General features: G+C 59.1%; 14 protein-coding genes. 8 read left to right on the top strand and 6 right to left on the bottom strand.

Annotation, left to right across the window (positions count from 1 at the left end):
- Positions 1–42 precede the first annotated feature (42 nt).
- A protein-coding gene (locus FNL56_RS26945; RefSeq protein WP_441351309.1) for an IS5 family transposase occupies positions 43–746 on the bottom strand; the annotation gives its coding sequence in 2 pieces (ribosomal slippage) (positions 43–462 and positions 465–746; 702 coding nt in all).
- Here FNL56_RS26945 and FNL56_RS28535 point away from each other — a divergent pair.
- Positions 678–824: a hypothetical protein gene (locus FNL56_RS28535; RefSeq protein WP_246661574.1), complete on the top strand. Its 147-nt coding sequence runs from the start codon at positions 678–680 to the stop codon at positions 822–824. The genes FNL56_RS26945 and FNL56_RS28535 overlap by 69 nt on opposite strands.
- A 243-nt stretch (positions 825–1,067) precedes the next feature.
- Complete coding sequence (locus FNL56_RS26940) at positions 1,068–2,465, top strand: carbohydrate porin (RefSeq protein WP_143582486.1); 1,398 nt, start codon at positions 1,068–1,070, stop codon at positions 2,463–2,465.
- Between the two features lie 461 nt (positions 2,466–2,926).
- On the opposite strand, the gene FNL56_RS26935 is transcribed toward FNL56_RS26940, so the two are convergent.
- Positions 2,927–3,160 carry a hypothetical protein gene (locus FNL56_RS26935; RefSeq protein WP_143575868.1) on the bottom strand — a complete coding sequence of 78 codons (234 nt, stop codon included), beginning with the start codon at positions 3,158–3,160 and terminating at the stop codon, positions 2,927–2,929.
- A 1,265-nt stretch (positions 3,161–4,425) separates the two neighbouring features.
- Between FNL56_RS26935 and FNL56_RS26930 the strand changes: the two genes are divergently transcribed.
- The 4 genes from FNL56_RS26930 to FNL56_RS27920 all read left to right on the top strand — a co-directional run bounded on the left by FNL56_RS26930 (position 4,426) and on the right by FNL56_RS27920 (position 7,268).
- Positions 4,426–5,214 carry an alpha/beta fold hydrolase gene (locus FNL56_RS26930; protein WP_143575867.1) on the top strand — a complete coding sequence of 263 codons (789 nt, stop codon included), beginning with the start codon at positions 4,426–4,428 and terminating at the stop codon, positions 5,212–5,214.
- A complete protein-coding gene (locus tag FNL56_RS26925) occupies positions 5,207–6,322 on the top strand; it encodes a PAS domain-containing sensor histidine kinase (protein WP_143575866.1) in 1,116 nt (371 codons plus the stop codon). Before FNL56_RS26930 ends, FNL56_RS26925 begins: the two co-directional genes overlap by 8 nt.
- A 540-nt stretch (positions 6,323–6,862) precedes the next feature.
- The gene (locus tag FNL56_RS26920) at positions 6,863–7,078 is read left to right on the top strand and encodes a hypothetical protein (RefSeq protein WP_143575865.1); all 216 of its coding nucleotides are present in this window, start codon (positions 6,863–6,865) and stop codon (positions 7,076–7,078) included.
- Positions 7,079–7,130: 52 nt separating this feature from the next.
- Positions 7,131–7,268: a hypothetical protein gene (locus tag FNL56_RS27920; protein ID WP_168203043.1), complete on the top strand. Its 138-nt coding sequence runs from the start codon at positions 7,131–7,133 to the stop codon at positions 7,266–7,268.
- A 154-nt stretch (positions 7,269–7,422) separates the two neighbouring features.
- Here the strand turns inward: FNL56_RS27920 and FNL56_RS26915 are convergent, their stop codons facing one another.
- Together FNL56_RS26915 and FNL56_RS26910 are read right to left on the bottom strand one after the other, a co-directional pair.
- On the bottom strand, positions 7,423–7,995 hold the full coding sequence (locus FNL56_RS26915; RefSeq protein ID WP_441351257.1) for an IS3 family transposase: 573 nt from the start codon (positions 7,993–7,995) through the stop codon (positions 7,423–7,425).
- A 688-nt stretch (positions 7,996–8,683) separates the two neighbouring features.
- A complete protein-coding gene (locus FNL56_RS26910) occupies positions 8,684–10,192 on the bottom strand; it encodes a ShlB/FhaC/HecB family hemolysin secretion/activation protein (protein WP_246660815.1) in 1,509 nt (502 codons plus the stop codon).
- A gap of 422 nt (positions 10,193–10,614) precedes the next feature.
- Here FNL56_RS26910 and FNL56_RS26905 point away from each other — a divergent pair, with 422 nt between their 5' ends.
- Complete coding sequence (locus tag FNL56_RS26905) at positions 10,615–12,069, top strand: FecR family protein (RefSeq protein ID WP_246661612.1); 1,455 nt, start codon at positions 10,615–10,617, stop codon at positions 12,067–12,069.
- Positions 12,070–12,108: 39 nt separating this feature from the next.
- Positions 12,109–14,865 (top strand): EAL domain-containing protein, encoded by a 2,757-nt coding sequence (locus FNL56_RS26900; protein WP_143582483.1) that lies wholly within the window; start codon positions 12,109–12,111, stop codon positions 14,863–14,865.
- A gap of 1,037 nt (positions 14,866–15,902) precedes the next feature.
- Here the strand turns inward: FNL56_RS26900 and FNL56_RS26895 are convergent.
- Together FNL56_RS26895 and FNL56_RS26885 are read right to left on the bottom strand one after the other, a co-directional pair.
- Positions 15,903–16,244: a hypothetical protein gene (locus FNL56_RS26895; RefSeq protein WP_143575861.1), complete on the bottom strand. Its 342-nt coding sequence runs from the start codon at positions 16,242–16,244 to the stop codon at positions 15,903–15,905.
- Between the two features lie 1,215 nt (positions 16,245–17,459).
- Positions 17,460–18,194, bottom strand: a complete 735-nt coding sequence (locus FNL56_RS26885; protein ID WP_143575860.1) for an outer membrane protein — start codon at positions 18,192–18,194, stop codon at positions 17,460–17,462.
- Positions 18,195–18,623 lie beyond the last annotated feature (429 nt).

The raw sequence follows: 18,623 nt of genomic DNA, 5'->3' as shown, positions 1-18,623 counted from the left end.
CGCAGACTTGAAAAACGGCAGGCTACTTAGGGTCCGGACTCACTACAGCCACCAGATGACTGCGGCGGCGAGACTGATGGCTCCCATGAAGTTTTTGATGTTCCGATCGAAGCGGGTTGCGATGCGTCGCCAATCTTTGAAGCGGCAGAACATGCGCTCGACGACGTTGCGCTGCTTGTAGATCGCGCGGTCATATTCGTATTGGATCTTGCGGTTCTTGCGGGGCGGAATGACGGGCTCGGTGCCACGCTCGGCCAGCCATTCCCGCAGTGCCTGGCTATCGTACCCCTTGTCAGCGACGAGTTCCGCAGAGGGTGGCATCGCTCCGATGCAGAGCTGCGCGACCTTGCAATCGTGCACGTTTCCGGGCGTCAGGAGCAGGACGCAGGGGCGGCCCTTCTCGTCGCAGACGGCATGGAGCTTCGTGTTTCGTCCGCCTTTCGTGCGGCCGATACCATGAGCCAAGGCCCCCCTTTTCCGCCGCCCGCACAGCGGTGGACCTTGATACAACTGCTGTCGATGAACAGCCGGCCCGGCACATCTGCCGCTCCCGCCAACGCGCTGAATATGCCTTCCCAAATGCCGCGTTCTGACCAGCGGACGAACCGGTTATAGAGCGTTTTCTTCGGACCATAGACGTCGGCGCAATCGACCCAACGGCCGCCGCAGCGAAGGGCATGGACGATGCCACTCAGCACACGACGATCATCTACCCGGGGCTTACCGCGCACGTCGGTTGGAAGCAGCGGCTCGATCCGAGCCCACTGCGTATCGGAAAACCAAAAGAAATCCGCCATCTCATTGCCTCCTCGATGAGGCAGTGAATCACGAACGAACGATCATGGGAATCCAGTTATTGGGTCCGGACCCTAGTACAGAAAGCCACGTCGCGTTTCGGGTACGCCGTCGACCATGATCGGTTGCTGGCGCAAGGTCGATCCTGGAAGATGAACCTCTGAGGTGGCATAAGAGCCAATACCGCCGCCTCTTCGCCGGTGATGTGGAGAGATCAACAGGAACTGGCATTGGCTCTGGCAATGAGGCATGGGCCCGAGCCATAATGCGTCATGAGATGCATCGCCCAGTTTCTGAAAATCTGGTTACTCGGGAGTGCGCTTTGCCTCTTTACGGCGACCGCTTTCGCACGGCTTGCTGATGATGAAGATAAACCCGTTGATGAGGATACAGGAGAAAGCACCGTAAAGGAGCGCACGCTTGGCATCCTCCCGAACCCACTGGAGCGCTGGGGCATAAAGTTCGCCGCAACGTACATCGGCGAAGCGCTCGCCAACGGTGTCGGCGGTGTGCAGCCCGGAGCAACGCTCTTAAACCGGCGAAATCTCGCGCTCGATATCGATTTTGAAAAAGCTGCCGACGCGAAAGGCCTAACCTTTCATGGCAACGTCTTCGCAATTTATGGAGATCAATTCACCAACCGCCATCTGCAAAGCTTCATGGGGGCGAGTGGGATCGAAGGAGTGACGACTGTCCGGCTGTTTGAGGCCTGGTTTGAGCAGAAGTTCGTCAACGATCGTCTTTCGATCCGCGCCGGGCAACTTTCCGCGGACGCCGAATTTATCACGACAAAATTCAGCGACGTATTTACTAATGCAACCTTCACTTGGCCTGCAGCTACCGCAGCCAATCTGCCAAGCGGTGGCCCGGCGACACCGCTCGCCGCGCTCGGCGCCCGGTTCCGGGCGAAGCTGAGCGACAACATCACCGGAATGGTCGCTGTCTATGATGGTGACCCAGCCGGTCCTGGCGACGGAGACCCCCAAGAGCGCAACCGTTACGGTCTGAACTTCCGCTTGCGAGACCCGCCTCTCGTTATCGGGCAGGTCGAGTTTGATTGGTCTGATGCATTCGGCAAGAAAGCGCCCGGCGCCTTTAAGCTCGGCGGCTTTCGTCACTTCGGTGAATTTGACAGCCAGCGCTATGCTTTTGACGGGCGTTCGCTTGCAGACCCGACGTCTTCCGGGATGCCAGCGACGCTGCGCGGCAATAGTGGGGTATTCGCTGTGATCGAGCAGACGATTGCCACGAAGCCTACCGTTGAGGATCGCGGCATTGGCGTGTTCGCACGCGCGGTGGTGAGCCCACCGGATCGGAACCTAATCGATGTCTATGCCGATGCGGGCTTTCAGGCGAATGGGTGGTTCGATTCTCGACCGAACGACAAATTTGGTGCTGCGATTGCCTATGCCCACGTTTCGCGGGCCGTTCAAGCCCTCGATCAAGACTACCAGATCTTTCTCGATCCGACCTTCGCGCGTCGCTCGTCGGAGGCGCTGGTGACCGTGGCATATGCCTACGAAGTTCGACAAGGATGGTTGTTGCAACCAAACGCTCAGTTTATTGCCCGTCCGGGTGGGGGGGCTGTTGATCCAATGAAGAGCGACACGCCTGGGCGCCATATTGGCAACGCCTTTATTCTCGGTTTGCGAACGGTAGTTAAATTCTGATCAGGTTGCCCCTGCTGTCCTTGGCGGCCTGAAAGAGGTCGCTGATGGCCGCCTGTTCTCCGTAATAGATTATAGATTGCAAATCTCCGGCTTGCCTTGATTTTAGCGCCATTCGTTCACAAACCATTCAATAGAATGCTTCTAAAGGTTTCGGCGCGTTCTCGAGAGCGCATATGACGCACGATCCCATGGCAACTGCAATCGACTGGCTCGACGGCGCTGCTGGTTCCACGACTTGGAAACCTGCGTCCCCGAGCATTTCTGCCGCATTCATGCGGAGCAAGAATTCGTCTTTGACGATTAGAATGACCGTGCTGCGAGCTGCATGATGGAATTCCCTTCGGCGATGAAAGCGACGCAGCAAGGATTCGTTACTAAGTGGACAACCGGACGGCCACTGTCAAAGGGTCATCGATCCGGCGAGTTCTCGCTGGCCCCGTACGATTCAGCCGCCGATTCGACTAGTCGGCCGGATTCGCCCCCTCTTCCACCGCGACGGCGGTCAGCCGCTCCGCGTCGGTCACGCCCGCGGACGCCGTGCGAAGCATCCGCTCGGCCATCTTCGCGATCGTGGCTGGAGTCCGGTTCGCCTCGTCTATGCTTCCCGCCGCGTCGTTCAGCGCGGTACGCATCGTCGAAATCAGGTCGGCTCCGAATTCGGAGGGCGAAAGCTGCGGGGATTCGGTCTTGGACATGCTTGACTCCTCAATTCGGCCAGCGATGGTTAATTCCCCATCGCGACAGCCGAAAGGCCCTAGGGCTACGAATACGTGGTTTGTTCGTGGTGGCAATCGGGCATGCGTCGGACGGCAGGCCGGCTGGCTCTCCTCCCGGGATAACCTATTCCAGCGAGGCAAACGGACCATTATGTTCGCCGCCAAGACCACGTATCGGAAGGTAGCAAGATGGTTTCGGCAGACGATTTCAGGGAAGAACTGTTGGCGCAAATGAAGACTGCCTCGACACGTGGACAACGGCATCTCGTCGTGAACGCGGTCGAACTGCACGTGGCCCTCGGGCTTTTCCCTGCCCCCAGCCACCACACGGCTTCTGACGTGATGGAGGTGGAAAGGCAGCCCGGCGACATCCTTATCGTCGGCCGCGACAACCCATCCGGACTCACGATCCGATTTCTACTTCCGAGAGGCCCATCCGGATCGCCTGTGCCGACGGAAACGTGATCTTGCTTCAAATCGGTTGGGTTGGCGAAGGTTGCGGTTGCAGCCGATTTGTATCGCTTCCGCGCCGGCCGTGCTGGCGATGTACCACGGTCGTAGAAGCGAATCTTGATATCTCGACGCGGTCCGCATCGTGTCGCTGCTATGCAGCAGAGTGTCGGATATCGAGGCATCGTGGACTCGGGTGTGGCGTCAGCCTGGCAGATGTCGGGGTTGACGGCCTAGTTGACGGAACTCGCCGTCATTATTAATTAGCAAGCGGCCCGGTGACTTGAGTTGCATTAAGAATGCTAGGGACTCTTGGGGTCCGCTCCGGGATGAAAAGGGGGGGGAAACTTACGGGGTTAGGGGCATCGGACTGGTTAAGGTCGTCTGCACGAAAAAAGTTGTTTTTTTAATCTGAAAAGTCCACTTGCTGGGTGGCAGCTGCAAGCGACCACTTACTGGAATCAATACAGAAAGCCGCCTGAGTAGGAATCGATCCTAAGCACTAGGCCGGCTTTTCGCATCACTTTGACCACTTTTCGCTTCTGGCGCAGTCCAACCTGCGGCTCTGTGATGTCCTCGCCTTAAGCACGTTTGTGGCGTGGCTTAATTGCTACAGCAGCCCTGCCTGATGCTCACGTCTGCCCTTCGCGCACTTTTAGAAACACAAGCGGCTGGTCAGGTTTGACCGAGCCCAGCGGATGAAAATACTTTAACACCAACATTAAGGAACCGAGATTTCTGTAGAGCGCTCCTTAGTCAGAGTGTAGGGTCCGCTGGGCAGCACAGGAACGAGCGTGAGCGTAGCACAACGGAACAATGTCCAGATCCGCGGGACTGGAGAAACAGCAATGGTCTTCGCCCATGGTTTTGGATGCGACCAGAACATGTGGCGCTTCGTCGCCCCAGCGTTCGAGAAGGATTTCACGACCGTCCTGTTCGACCACGTCGGTGCCGGCGGTTCCGATCTAAAAGCCTATGATCCCGCGAAATATGACAGCCTGGTCGGCTACGCCGCCGACGTCGTCGAGATGGGACAGGAACTGGAACTGAAAGGCGCCGTCTTCGTCGGTCACTCCGTCGCTGCCATGATCGGCGTGCTCGCCTCGATTAAGGCGCCCGACCTGTTCTCGACGCTTATCCTTGTCGGTCCGTCCGCGCGCTACATTGACGATGGAGAGTATCGAGGCGGCTTTTCGGAGGTGCAGATCACCGAGCTTCTGGAATTCCTCGAGCAGAACCAGATGGGCTGGTCTTCCGCCATGGCGCCCGCCATTATGGGGAATTCCGATCGGCCAGAGCTCGGCGAGGAATTGACCAACAGCTTCTGCCGGACGGATCCGGACATCGCCAAGCAGTTCGCCAAGGTGACCTTCTCTTCCGACAACAGGGCGGACCTCGCGAAGGTCACGGTCCCGACTCTGATCCTGCAATGCAAGGACGACATCATCGCCTCCGAAGAAGTCGGTGAGTATGTCCACCGAGAGATCGCAGGTAGCAAGCTCGTCAACCTCGAAGCTACTGGACATTGCCCCAATCTCAGCGCCCCTGCCGAAGTCGTGGCGGCGATACGCGCTTATGTCTAACGGAGAGGCCGAAGGCGAATTCAGAGATCTGTTCGAGAACGCCCCATGTGGCTACGTCACCCTAGGCCCAAACGGCCGTGTGTCGCGGATCAACGCCACGATGAAAGCTTGGATCGGCTTTTCTGACATCGAGCTGATCGGCAAACGGTTGAACGAAATTCTCAGCATGGCCGGGCGGATTTACTACGAGACCCACATCGCGCCACTGCTCCGGATGCAGGGCGCCTTCAGCGAGGTCGCGCTCGATTTTGTTATGCAGGACGGCGGTAAGCTGCCTGTGATCGTCAACGCTGCCGAACAGCGGGATCCCGACGGAAAGACGATACTGACCCGGGTCGTCGTGCTGAAAGCGACCGACCGTCGGCTCTACGAACGCAATCTCATCGAGACGCGCTCAGCGGCACAAGAGGGCTTGCGAAGCGAGCGGGAGACGTCGGAGTTGCGCGAACAGTTCATCGCCGTTCTGGGGCATGATCTGCGCAACCCGCTGGCAACCATCAGCGCCGGCGCCCGCATTCTGCAGCGATCGGATTCGCCGAAGAGTGACATGGATTTTCAGGTTCTTGCGATGTTGAACACGACAGTCGTCCGAATGGCGGGTCTGATCGACGACGTCCTCGACTTCGCCCGCGGCCGCCTCGGAAGCGGCATCACGTTGACCCGCGACGCCCAGCACGCCCTCGAGCCGATTTTGGTGCAGGTCGTCGACGAGCTCCGGATCGCGCATCCCACCCGCGAGATCCGGACGGAGTTCACGATCTTCGAACCGGTCGATTGCGATCGGTCCCGTATGGGCCAATTGGTATCCAACCTAGTCGGCAATGCACTCACACACGGTGCGGTGCACGCACCTGTGAGGGTCCACGCCAAAACGGTCAACGGAACGTTTGAACTCTCCGTCGTCAATGCTGGGGAAGCCATTCCCGAGGCTGCCATGGCAAGGCTGTTTGAGCCATTCTTCCGCGGCGAGGTGCGTGACTCCGGACACGGGCTCGGACTAGGGCTACATATCGCCTCTCAGATAGCCAAAGCGCATGGCGGCAGGCTGTCGGTCGCATCGACGCCGGAAAAGACATGTTTCGTTCTGACAATGCCGCTCCGCAGTTGAAGCAAACCGGCCAGAACTCTGTCAAAAAAGACTAGGCTGCTATTTCGATTCCAGATTGCCGCTCACCACCGCTGTTGTTGGCCACTCCTCGGAGAACACATCTGCCGCGAAACGGAACTTGATTGCAAAGTTGTGGGCTATCGAAAATCTGACGCGTAGGCATCGGACCAGTTAGGTGGTTCACACGGGAAGAAACAAAAGCTCAATACAGAAAGCCGCAATGTAGACCCGCAACCACCGCATCTCCTCGTTCGTCCAAACAACTCGGTGCAGCATTTCCATATCCCAACGTCGTCGCTTCACTAGCGTACGTTTTTTCGGAGACGTGTTTCAATTTGAATCCGATGGCACTCAGCCGGGGATCGAATGACTTCTGAACGGGGCACGTTGCGCTGCAACAAACAACTAGACCGTTCGAACCCCGCCGGCCGGATCCGATTGGAACTTTGTCGATTGTTGGGCGTAGTGAAACGGTACAGATGGAAGTTTCGTACCTGGAATGCCAGTAGAATGCTGGCCTACAACTCATGAGGCTATCATATGAAGAAGATTCTTCTCGCGACTTGCTGCGTTGCTTTCCTCGGCGGCGTTAACGCCGCTTCAGCTCAGCAAATGGGCTCAGGCATGACTTCTTCGGAATCCGGCATGAATGCCAATGCCAAGATGTCGAAAAAGAAGATGATGATGATGAAAAAGAAGAAGATGATGATGAAGAAGGATGGCATGTCCGATGGCATGGGCATGAAGAAGATGTAATGGCGACGGCCGCGTTGTCGAAAGGCCGCGCGGCCTCTTCATCGGATTCGACGTGACCAAACGCGAAATCTGGATACTCTTGGGCTGCACATTGCTGTTGGGCGGCTTCACGCTCTGGGGCGCCATTTACGCGATAGACAACTATGTGTTCGGCCAAGAGGTAGAAGAAGTCTTTTCATACAAGCGTTAGACTAGCTGACCATCGTGTCGTCGATCTCTTTTCGAAATACAGTTGCCATGCAATTCGGCGATAACTGTAATTTTCAGTCGACAGGCAAAATCGACGTTCGGCTTTGACCGCCGATCCGCGGAAGTGAGCTGCACCCGGTTCTGTTGGCACCGGCTTAAACTAATCCGGCCCTTTGCTCGAACTCCATAGGGCTCAGATATCCGATGGTCGAGTGACGACGCTTCGGATTGTAAAAGCATTCGATGTAGTCGAACACATCGACCTTGGCTTCGTTCCTTGTTCGGTAGATCTCGCGCGCGGTTCGCTCCGTCTTCAACGACGAGAAGAAGCTTTCCATCGCCGCGTTGTCCCAGACATTTCCAGACCGGCTCATTGAACAGACGACGTCGTGGTCGGCCATCAATCGCTGAAACTGCTCGCTGGTGTATTGGCCGCCCCGGTCGGAATGGTGGCGCAGCGCATCAGGTTGGCCTCGTCGCCAGATTGCCGTCACGAGGGCGTCGGTCACAAGATGCGCCGTCATTGCGGTTTGCATCGACCAGCCGACTACGCGCCTAGAGAACAGGTCGATGACGGCCGCCACATAAATCCAGCCTGCCGCCGTCCAGACATAGGTGAAGTCGGCGATCCTCTCATTATCGGACGAATTTGTCAGGGACGACATTTCGGGTGCGCGAGCACGATGTCGCGTGCGACGAATGGAGTGTGCTAACACCGCGTACGCCATCGCCAGCTCTTGCGTTTACAGCGACAGCACACAGTGAACCTGGTATCATCTATCCGAACTGGTGCCCCGGTAGCGAAGTGTTGTCGCGGCCGCGGCATTTTGCGGTGATTTGAGGGGTGCGCGATGGGTTCGAATGGCGGGTGGCGTCAGAATTCCATAACAACTGATAGGCGAGCGACGGCGTTCGGCGACGGCTGTATTTCGATTGCAAGTTGCTGACAGTTGAGGGGGATATCAAACTTCGCGCCGGGAGGGGTTTGGACCGGTTAGGGTGGTTCATGCGCAAAGAAAGAAAAGCTCAATACAGAAAGCCATCCGTGCGTGACGCGGCAGGGCGCGAGACCTCACCTGGCGATGCTGACGGAGGCAGCTGTAGAAACCGGTAAAAACGTTTTACAGGTTTCTCCTATGGGGGCGGAAGCCGCTTGTCTTCGAGATTACATCCACTCCAGCCCGAGAGGGGGGTGGTCAAAATTCTGAAGGGTAGGGGCATCGGACTGGTTAAGGTGCTTCAGACAGAAAAAGTTCGGATTGAATACGAAAAGCCATACCTCCATGCTGCCTTGGCGGAAGGCTGTCTTTCTGACGCATAATAGCAGTTGGAGTTGACGCGAGAAGCGTCCGCAATACGGACCCAGCAAGCACAGGCAGCGCCGGCTGGGGCCAGGAAACGCCGTGCTGGACATCGCTAGGTGCAACTCATCCGGGCGCGCTCGGGGCATAGCCGGAAGGCGTTCGACAGCGAGAACAATAGAACCGGGCTGCGGCTGTCGTTCTTCGGCGAGCGATAGCTCAGCGGCACGCCGACGCCGATGTCGGCGCGCAGGTCGCCGTCGAACAACAGCCGCACGCCGCCGCCGGCTGAGGTCAGCGACAGACCGTCGCGATAGCCGTAGCCGACGTTCCAGACGGCGCCGGTGTCGACGAAGCCGTAGAGCTGGTAGCCACGGGTGTAGGGCAGGTTGAGCTTGCCGTCGTACCGAAGCTCGAGCGAGCCGGCCATCGCGTTGTCGCCGCTGATCTCCGCACTGCCGTAGCCGCGGCCGAAAATGGCGCCGCCGAGATAGTATTGCTGCGAGGTCAGCAGTTCGGTGGAGGCATATTGTCCGGCGCCGGCAATCTTCAGCGACCAGTCCTCGGTTAGGGTCTGATAACGCGCGAACCACAGATTGACCGTCGTGAAAGAACCAGATCCGTCGTATCGCGAAAGGTAATCGTCGCCGGACCGCGAGGCGCCGAGTACGTCGATGCCTCGCCGCAAGGTTGCTGTTAGATAGTTAGTCCCGCCGAAATCGTCCTTGAGCAGGTAGTCGGCATTGAGGCTCGCGATGCGCAGGCGATCGTTGTAGAGCGTGCCGAATGTGTCGCTCTCGGAAATGTTGGTGAATTGGAATCCGGCGGTTAGCGTCAGCGTCTGGCTCTGCGACTGCAGCGGCGCCACGCTGGCATGGACCTCGAACGACTGGGTCTTGGTGACGTCGCTATACTCGCGGCGCCAGTCGCCGGGACGCACCTCGCTGTACAGCGCCGAGCCGCCGATGCGGACGCCGTCGGTGCCGATCGGCGCGTCATAGCCGATCCTGCCGAAGGCGAGCTGGCGCGGGTCGGCGGGCGTGGTCGACAGGTTGGCGACCAGCGAGTCGCCCGGCAGCAGATAGGAGTTGAACGCGCCAGTGGCGTAGGTCTGCCACGGACCGACCGCGCGGGACCCGAGGTTGTCGATGCCAAACGAGGTGTAGACCTGCCAGGTCTTGACGTAGACCCTGAGACGGAAGCGGCCCGAGCCGACGCCAATCTCTTCCAGCGCTGTATCGGCAACGCGGATGCCTGGCCGGGCGTTAATCAGCAGCAACTGGCGCTCCAGCACGTCCTGTCGCGAGGGGCGCGCCGCAAGCACCGGCGCCATCATGGCGGCCACGCCGAACCTGCCGCCGTCGTCGCCGTCGACCACCACGTCGGCAATAAGCCCTTCGATCACCTTGATCTGGATGACACCGCCCTTGACGTCCTGCGGCGGCACGATCGCGCGGCTCAGATGATAGCCCGCCGCGCGGTAGCGTTGCGTGATGGCTTCAGTGATGGCGGCGAGGTCAGTCTGCGATGCGGGTTTGCCGAGGTAGTCCTGATAGGTGGTGGCCAATGCGGCGGCCGGGATTGCCTGCGCGCCGTCAAGCGAGACGCGGCGCAGCGCGAACATTTTTTTATCGTTTCCGGTAGCCGGCGCTGCGCTGCGCACCGCCGGCAAGCCCACGCGCGGCTCGCTGCGCTGCTGATCTCTTCTGACCGCATCGAAATGTTTGGCAGGTTGTCCTGGATCGAAGCCTGGATTCTTGGCCTGCGCCATCGCGGCGCCTGACTGCAACACTCCCGCCAAAGCAAGGCAAGGCATCGAAACCTGTGCCAGGGACCATTTCCGGGTTTCTACGCCAACGTACCGGACTCGCATGCCAAAAAGTTCCATCGTCTGCCGGGGACTTCCCAATAGCCTTCTGATTTTTCTAGATTTTTATGGTCAACGAAGCCTTAACGCGTGGCTCGCCCAGAGCCGTAGCGGCTAAGCTTCTCTTGATGCTTTTCCGATATCAGCGTCAGACGCATTGCATTGCGAGGAGTCTGACGTTGCCATTTCATCTTTTCGGCCGTGTCGTCGTTGCTGTTTTCTTGATCTTTGCCGGAGCAGCGCAGGCGGCCGACGACAAGCCCTGGACCGTGAGCAAGTCCTCCGGCGAGGTATGGACGGTGACCGCGGGAGCGCAGCCGGTCTCGTTGTCGCAACAGGCGGATCTGCGGCCGGGCGACACCATTCGCACCGGCCGCAACGGTCGCGTCCTCTTAGTGCGCGGCGAAGAGAGCATTTTGATCGCGCCCAATTCCGCGATCGGAATTCCGCAACGTGCAGCGGACGGCATGTCGACGACCATCGTGCAGCAGGCCGGATCGATCCTGCTCGAGGTCGAGAAACGCAACGTCCAGCATTTCGAAGTCGAGACGCCGTATCTCGCGGCCGTCGTCAAGGGCACTCAATTCCGCGTCTCCGTCGGCGCAACCGGTACCAGCGTCAACGTGCTGCGGGGGCAGGTCCAAGTAGCGGACTTTAGATCCGGTCAGATCGCCCAGGTGATGCCCGGCCAGTCCGCAACTTCCTTTGCGCAGGGCAAGATCGGTCTGGCGCTCGCCGGATCCGGTGCGTTCAGCCCGATCGAACAAGGCAAGCCGCGGCCATCATCGGTCGAGCGTTTGATGGTGCCGAAGAACGGCCTGACGGCGCCGCGCAATGCTGCCGCCGGTACGCAGGTGCGAACCGTCGGCCAAGTGACGCAGTCCGCGACCGTCGTTGCCACGCGCGCTACCGCGGCCAGTCCTGCGGCATCGGTAACCGCGGCGCGGACGGCTGTGGCTGCCAAGCCGGCGGCGATGCCATCTATCACGCCGGCACGGTCAGCTGGCGGCATCCGTATAGCGGCGCCGATCGGCGACGTGCGGCTGAACTTCAGCAAGGTGACCAACGGCCTCGCGCGCGGCACGACCGTGCCCTCGTCGGGCCGTGCAGTGGCGGCGCGCGATTCCACGATCTGGACGTCGCGTGACGGCAAGCCCTCAATAACGCAGGGCAACAGCAGTGATTCAGGCAGCGTGAATAATTCGTCGAACGTCGCCGCGACCTCACCTGGAATCGCCACGGCGGCAGCCCCATTGGCCGCCCCTCCGGCGAGCAGCGCTTCGGACGTCCAGGGCAGCGCGTCGACCAACTCGAATTCCGTCTCAAACGGAAACAGTTTAAGCGCCAATTCCGGTTCGTCCAACAACGGTCGCGGTAACGGCGCCAGCGGTAACGGCACCGGCGCCTCCGGTAACGGAAACGGAAACGGAAACGGAACGCAAGTGGGCAGCAATGGCGGCCGTGGCAATAGCGGCAACCACGGCAACGGCAACGGTAACGGTAACAGCGGCAACGGTAATGGCAACGGCAACAATGGCAACAGCAACGGCATAGGCAGCGGAAACAACGGAAACGGAAACAACGGCAACGGCAATAACGGAAACGGCAATAACGGCAACGGCCGCAAATCCTGAGCCGATGAACAGGTCGGAATTGGTGTGGGAAGGGCGAAGGTGAAACAGTATCGGCCGCATCTTCTTGTCGCTTTCGTGCTGGTGATCGTCGCCTCCGGCGGCCTGCACTTCGGCATCCGCAATCAGTTGACGGATCTGCGGTTCGGCTCGACGCCACGGGCCGCCAGTGGGGAGATCGTGCTGGTCGCGATCGATCCCCGCTCGATCGCCAGCATCGGCGTCTGGCCGTGGCCACGCACGTTGCATGCGCAACTGATCGACAGGCTGCGCGGCGCCGGGGTCGGCGATATCGTGTTCGACGTGGATGTCAGCACGCCCTCGAATCCCGCGGGGGATGCAGCCTTCGCCGAAGCGCTGAAGTCCGCCGGCGGATCGGTGGTCCTACCGTCGTTCCGCCAGCCGACGACCACACCCAATGGCCAGCCCGGCTCGCTGCACGTCAACCGTCCGCTGCCGGCGTTCCTTGCACAATCCTGGTCGGCGGTCGTCAATGTCGCGGTGGAGCCCGATGGCCGAGTGCGTCGTTATCCGGTAAGCGACCGTGTCGATGGCCAGCTGGTGCCGTCGATGGCCGCTATCGTGGCCGGACAGGCCGATCTGGCGAAGCCGCCATTCCTGATCGACTTCGGCATCCGGGCTGCGTCGGTGCCGGTGGTGTCATATGTCGATGTCCTGCACGGCGAGGCCGAAGCCCTGCGGGCGGTGAACGGCAAGAAGGTGATCATCGGCGGCACCGCGCTTGAACTCGGTGATCGTTTCAGCGTGCCCAATGGCGCCGTGATTTCCGGACCATTGCTGCAGGTGCTGGCCGCGGAGTCGCTCGTGCAGGGGCGCGCACTCTCCTTCAGTTCATCCATTGTAACTCTGGCTGGGCTCCTGGTAATCGCAGCGATCATGATGCTGGTATGGCGACGCACGTCCGCCGGCTACCGCGTCAGCATGCTGGTCGGGATGGCCGGGGCGATCGAGGCCGGCGCCTGGCTTCTGCAAAGCCAATTCCCGATCGTGCTCGACACCTCGTTGTTCCTGCTGGCAACCGGTGTCTATCTGGCGGCGATCGCACTCGACGAGATCGACTTTCGCGGAGTTCTTGCCCGGGTCGCCGAGAAGCGCTTCCAGCGTGTCACCATGGTGCTCGGCGACGGCGTCATGTGCGCCGACTCCCGTCTGACGATCACCATGTGGAATCCCGGTGCCGAAGCGATCTTCGGCTACACCGCACACGAGGTCATCGGCCAACCGGTGGACATGCTTATCTCAGTCGCCGAGGGGCAGGCAGCGCTGTCGTCCCGGATTATGGCGAGCCCGCAATCGACCATGCGGGCGGCCGGCGGATGGGTGCTCGAACTCGACGGACGCCGCAGGAACGGTGAGACGTTTGCGCTCGAGGTCTGTCTGTCCAGGTGGGACGGCCCCGACGGGCTGAACTACGGCGCCAGTCTGCGGGATATAACGGCGCGCAAGCGCGAGGCCGAGAAAATCCGCTATCTCGCCGAGCACGACGTGGTGACCGGACTCCCGAACCGCAACACGTTGCAAATTCGCCTTAGGTCGACGATCGAGACCGCGGGCGCATCGCGCCCGGTGAGCCTCCTGGCGATCGGCATCGACGAGTTCGAACAGGCCAATGTCATGCTCGGTCATGGCTTCGGCGACAATCTGCTGCGCGCGGTGGCCGAGCGGCTGTCCGGCGCACTTGACCGTGGCGCCATGATCGCGCGGCTCGAGGCGGGCCGGTTTGCCGTGCTTGCCGATCGCATGGATCGTGCGCAGGCGGCGGCGCTGGCTGCCCGCTGCGTTGCGGCCTTCGCGCAGCCGGTGCGGGTCGGCGATCGCGCCCAGCAGGTTGCCGTCAATATCGGCGTGGCCGTGCTTCCGGGCGATGGCGAAACCGCCGAGGCCGCGCTGGGCAATGCCGAACTGGCACTGGTCCAGGCCACGCTATCCAATGCGGCCAATATCGTGTTCTACGAGGCCCGTTTCCGAAAGGAGATCACCGACCGGCTACGCACCGAAGTCGAACTGGTTCGGGCGCTGCGCCTGCACGAATTCGAGTTGTTCTATCAACCGCAGGTCTCGCTGGCCGACCGCCGCGTCATCGGAGCCGAAGCGCTGATCCGCTGGCGACATCCGGAACGCGGGCTTGTACCGCCCATCCAGTTCATGCCGGTCGTCAACGCGTCTGCCATCTCCAATCAGGTCGCCGGCTGGGTTCTGAGCACCGCTTGCCGCCAGGGCGCCGCCTGGGCCAAAGCCGGCCATGGCATCCGCATCGGCGTCAACCTGTCGCCATCGCAATTCAGCTCGGGCGATCTGCTGGTGGAGGTCGCCGCCGTGCTGGAGGCGAGCGGGCTGCCGCCGTCGCTGCTCGAGCTGGAAGTCACCGAAGACATACTGCTCGAGGACAAAGCGGCGGTGCTGTCGATTGTCCGCGGTTTGCAGGCGCTCGGCGTTCGCCTCGTGTTCGACGATTTCGGCACGGGCTACGGCAGCCTTAGCTATTTGAAGACCTTCCCGCTGGATGGACTGAAGATCGATCGCTCGTTCGTGCGCGAATTGATGCTCGATGCCAGCGACGCTGCCATCGTCGGCTCGACGATCGAACTGGGCAAGAGGTTGGGGCTGTCGGTCATTGCCGAGGGCATCGAGGACAATGCCACGGCGGAGCTGCTTAATGAAATGGGTTGCAAGGAAGGGCAAGGCTACTATTTCGGCAAACCTATGCCCGCGGCCGAATTCGCTTCCACATTTGTTGCCGACGAATACCTCGTGATGAGTGCTAGAATGTCCGCATAGGCCTGTGGCGGCACGTTCAGCGCATAAGCGGTTACGATAACTCGCGACAATCCACACGCTCAAAAATGGCGGTGCGAAAATTGCCGACACGGCCCTCCCGTGGCCAATTTTTCCTAAAGGTCGTCGGAACGGTTGGCGCGTAGCCCGGTTATGCCATTACTTGCATCTAGTTACTGGGCGCCGTTAATGACTAAGATCAATTGTAAAACCTGCGGTGCCATACTCCCAAGGTTCGAAATAATCCCAAATCGACCGGGCTATGAGTTACATCGATTCAGATGCTTCGATTGCGAGCTTGAGGCGCGAGTTGAAGTGGACGCCCGGTTCCGAGACAGCGCCATTAAAACGCCGTCGCCATTTTGGAGGGTGTTACCATCGGGAGCCGATCATCCGCTCGTAACGAACCTTATCAGGGGTTTTCGATAGACCCTTACCGGGCCAAAATGCTTCACGCATTCCAAACAAAATTCGAAGCGAAAATATTCATTGCCTAACCTATGGTCCTGTGAACATTTTTTGACGCCATTGGCGCGACGACAAATAGTGCACTCCTTAAGAGGGTTCGGCACCGAACGCGGCGACTTCCAGGTATGGGCTTTGTCTTAGTTAATACAGGATTGTTGGAGCATTATGATTTTGGATTAGTGCGAATGACCGCCAGCTTAGAACCGGCTTTCTCGCCTCAGCTCTAGCGGTCGAGCATTGCGAAATCTCTCGCGACACCACCCCCGCGTCTGGGCTGGCGGGCTTGCCGGTCCGTAAAGCGATCTCAATAAGCCACGCCTTCTGAATGCCCAGGAGAGCCGCATAGCGGGCGCTTCTGACCCAGTTGTACCCCTTTGAAGACGCGACGCGCAAAAAGTCTTCGCGGGCCTCAATCAGCAGGACAGGAGTCGACGTGAAGTTGCCGCCCTGCACCGCGGCGGCACAAACGAGATCATAAAGATCTTCCCGCGTCGTGCATGCACATTCGCTTCATTGGTCGCTAAGCGCGACATACATGTTATGCAACCGAAGCTGGCGTGTTACAGCGGCAGCTATGCCTTCTTAGTGAGCTCACTGTCGCGCGCCAAGCGCAATGCCTTCAGGCGCGCGCGGTTTTCGTCGAGATCCTTCTTTGCCTGCTCGTCGCCAGTAAGGGGCGCGAGAGCAACCTTGAACGTGGCTTCCGCGGCGCGTTGCGCCGACGTGCGCGGGCGAGTTTCGTTTGGTCGCTTCATTTCTTTTCCGATCCGCGAATCGCGCCAACGGATCGCGGCCGGTGGCCGGGCGGTTGCCTCAGGTTTTTGGTATGACCGCGTTGACCCAATGATGTCAGAATACCAAAGACGCTGACCCGGGGAAAGCAGCAATTTCCTTTGCCATTCCATCGCGAGCATCAGATTGTTTATGTCACGAGGTGACTTTTACCTTGCAAAATGCGCGACCGTCCGGGCGCTTTCAATCTCCTAACCGATGCGTTCTATCAATTCCCACGGGACGACAGCGGCCATCGCTGTCGTGACGGCTACCGGTGCGGCGGGAGCCGGTCGCCCTCTAACACCAGCGGAGCGCCGTCGCGCCTTCCTGGAAAATTTAGATGGTGGTGCCATCCGCCAGGGCATGCCCAGCTGACTTCGGTGAAGCGATCGTTCCTGCTCGCCCACCATCGGAAGGCATCGAAGCTGCCGACGTTCTTGCGGGAGTACGACAAGGTCGCACGGCTGTGTGCGGCTGAAGGCGTCGACTATAGGCTGAAGTTCGCCGGCGATGTCGATCACCGGGCCAAAACTGTGAGGAAAGGGCTATCGGGATCGATTAGGGTGGTTCACACGGGAAGAAACAAAAGTTCAATACAGAAAGCCATTCATGTGTAATGCGGGGGGGGGGGGTGTCAAAACTCCGAGGGGTAGATGCATCGGACCGGTTAGGGTGGTCCATGGGCAAAAAGTTGGTTTTTTAAAACTAAAAGCCCACCTTCGTGAGATCCGGATATTCTGCAGGTCCAATTCTAGCAATCCCGTTGAACCTCAACGTTCGCTATTACGTAGTTCTATCGTTGGTGGGTAAACGCCCCAACACACCTCGCCAGCCGGCGGCCTCATCTCATTGCTGCTCAAAGAGGCCGCTAGCGATGATTCGATTCAATTTCAATGGTCGGCAACTTCGCTCTGATCGACAGGTTCTGATTTCGCAAAAATCCGGCAAGTAGCGAAGACTTATCTAAGTTACTTTTCTCGTCTTCGCTACGTTTCCTGTCTTAGCCCCTCTTCCGTACAGCGTTTGATGTTGATTATTCTTGCTGTGCGCGCGTGGAAAGCAACAGTTTTAATGGTGGACTGTTCATTCATCAGGCACCAGCAGTGCTGCGCCTCAGTCAGCAGGGGGACGGGCGAATGCCGTTTTATCCGCGAATTCCATTCTCTTAACGAGCGAGGCGTTTGACTATCCATTCCCCGCCTCGGTTTTGTCGGTACTCAGCCGTATCATGCGGGTGAAAGGATCTTTTCTTAACGTGATGGGATGAAACCGACCCTCGAAAATTTTCGACTATAGATAAAGAAAAAGCCCGGCACGATGCCGGGCTCAAGTCGTTTCAAGGGTTGTCGAAAATATCAATATTTCGCGACTACCGGGCCACCCCAGTTGAAACGGTAGTTGAGGCCAGCCTTGACGGTGTGTTCATCGCTACGGAACGAGCCCAAGCCAATCAAAGCAGTTGGTCCAGTTGTAAACTGCGAATTGCCGAAATTGAAGTACTGATACTCAATTTTTCCCGACCAGTTCTGCGTGAACAGGTATTCAAGGCCGCCACCAACCGTGTAGCCGTCCTTGTTGCGGTTATAGGTGAAAGGGACCGCAGCGCCAGCAACGGTTACGTTTGTATTGTTGCTGTCGCGGAAGCCGTAGCCGCCCTTCACGTAAAGCAGGGCCGGACCCCAGGTGTAGCCCAGCCGACCTGTAACCGAGCCGATGCCGCGGTTACTAGAGTTGTTCGTCAACAGGCCTGCGCCGGCCGGATCGACGAAGGCGTACCCATTGCCGTTGCCGCCGTTCTTCCAGCTATAGTTGGCCTCGATGCCGACGACCCAGCTCTGGCCAAACTGATAGTCGGCACCGCCCTGAACGCCGCCGATGAAGCGACCGTTATTGTTGTTGCCAAACGTGCTGTTGCCATTCCAGTCTCCGCCGACGTGGCCACCGATGTAGAAGCCGGTCCAGTTATAGATTGCGACCGGCGCCATCGCAGGGGCCTTGGTGTACGGACGGGCAGCTAAATCCGCCGCGGCAGCCGGAGCGATTGAGCCGAGCGCCGCGATAGCGGACGCCGCGAGAAAGAGCTTCCTCATAATTTCCCCCAAAATATCGACGCCCAAAAATTAAGCGCTTTGCTATTTTCCCACATCTTTAGATTCGAAGATGTGATAAAAAAGAAACACTCATTTTAAATGCTTGGAAATTGAGGCCGGTACTGCAAGCCGATTAGACAGCAGCCATTAGTGGCGGTGAGCGGCATCTGCTGCTTCAAACGAAGAAAGTCTAAGCGTGTATAAGGCCCCTCTCATCGCGGAGCAGCTTCGCGATCTTGGATACGAGGTCTGGCTGCTTCTGGATTCCGACAAACCGCCAAACGGGGGGTCCTTGCGACGAGCCACCCATACAGGCGCGGCCCTCTGGGAGTGGCCTGACAACTGCTCGAGGGAGCAACGGCTGTTTCTCGACCTACCTTAGGCAGGAGTGCGCGCACTGATCGCCCTCGCAATCGAGCGCGTCGGACC

The sequence above is a fragment of the Tardiphaga sp. vice304 genome, assembly GCF_007018905.1.
In the GTDB taxonomy this organism is placed as follows: domain Bacteria; phylum Pseudomonadota; class Alphaproteobacteria; order Rhizobiales; family Xanthobacteraceae; genus Tardiphaga.
Note: the sequence above shows the minus strand (reverse complement) of the source record. Positions and strands in the feature narration are given on the sequence as shown.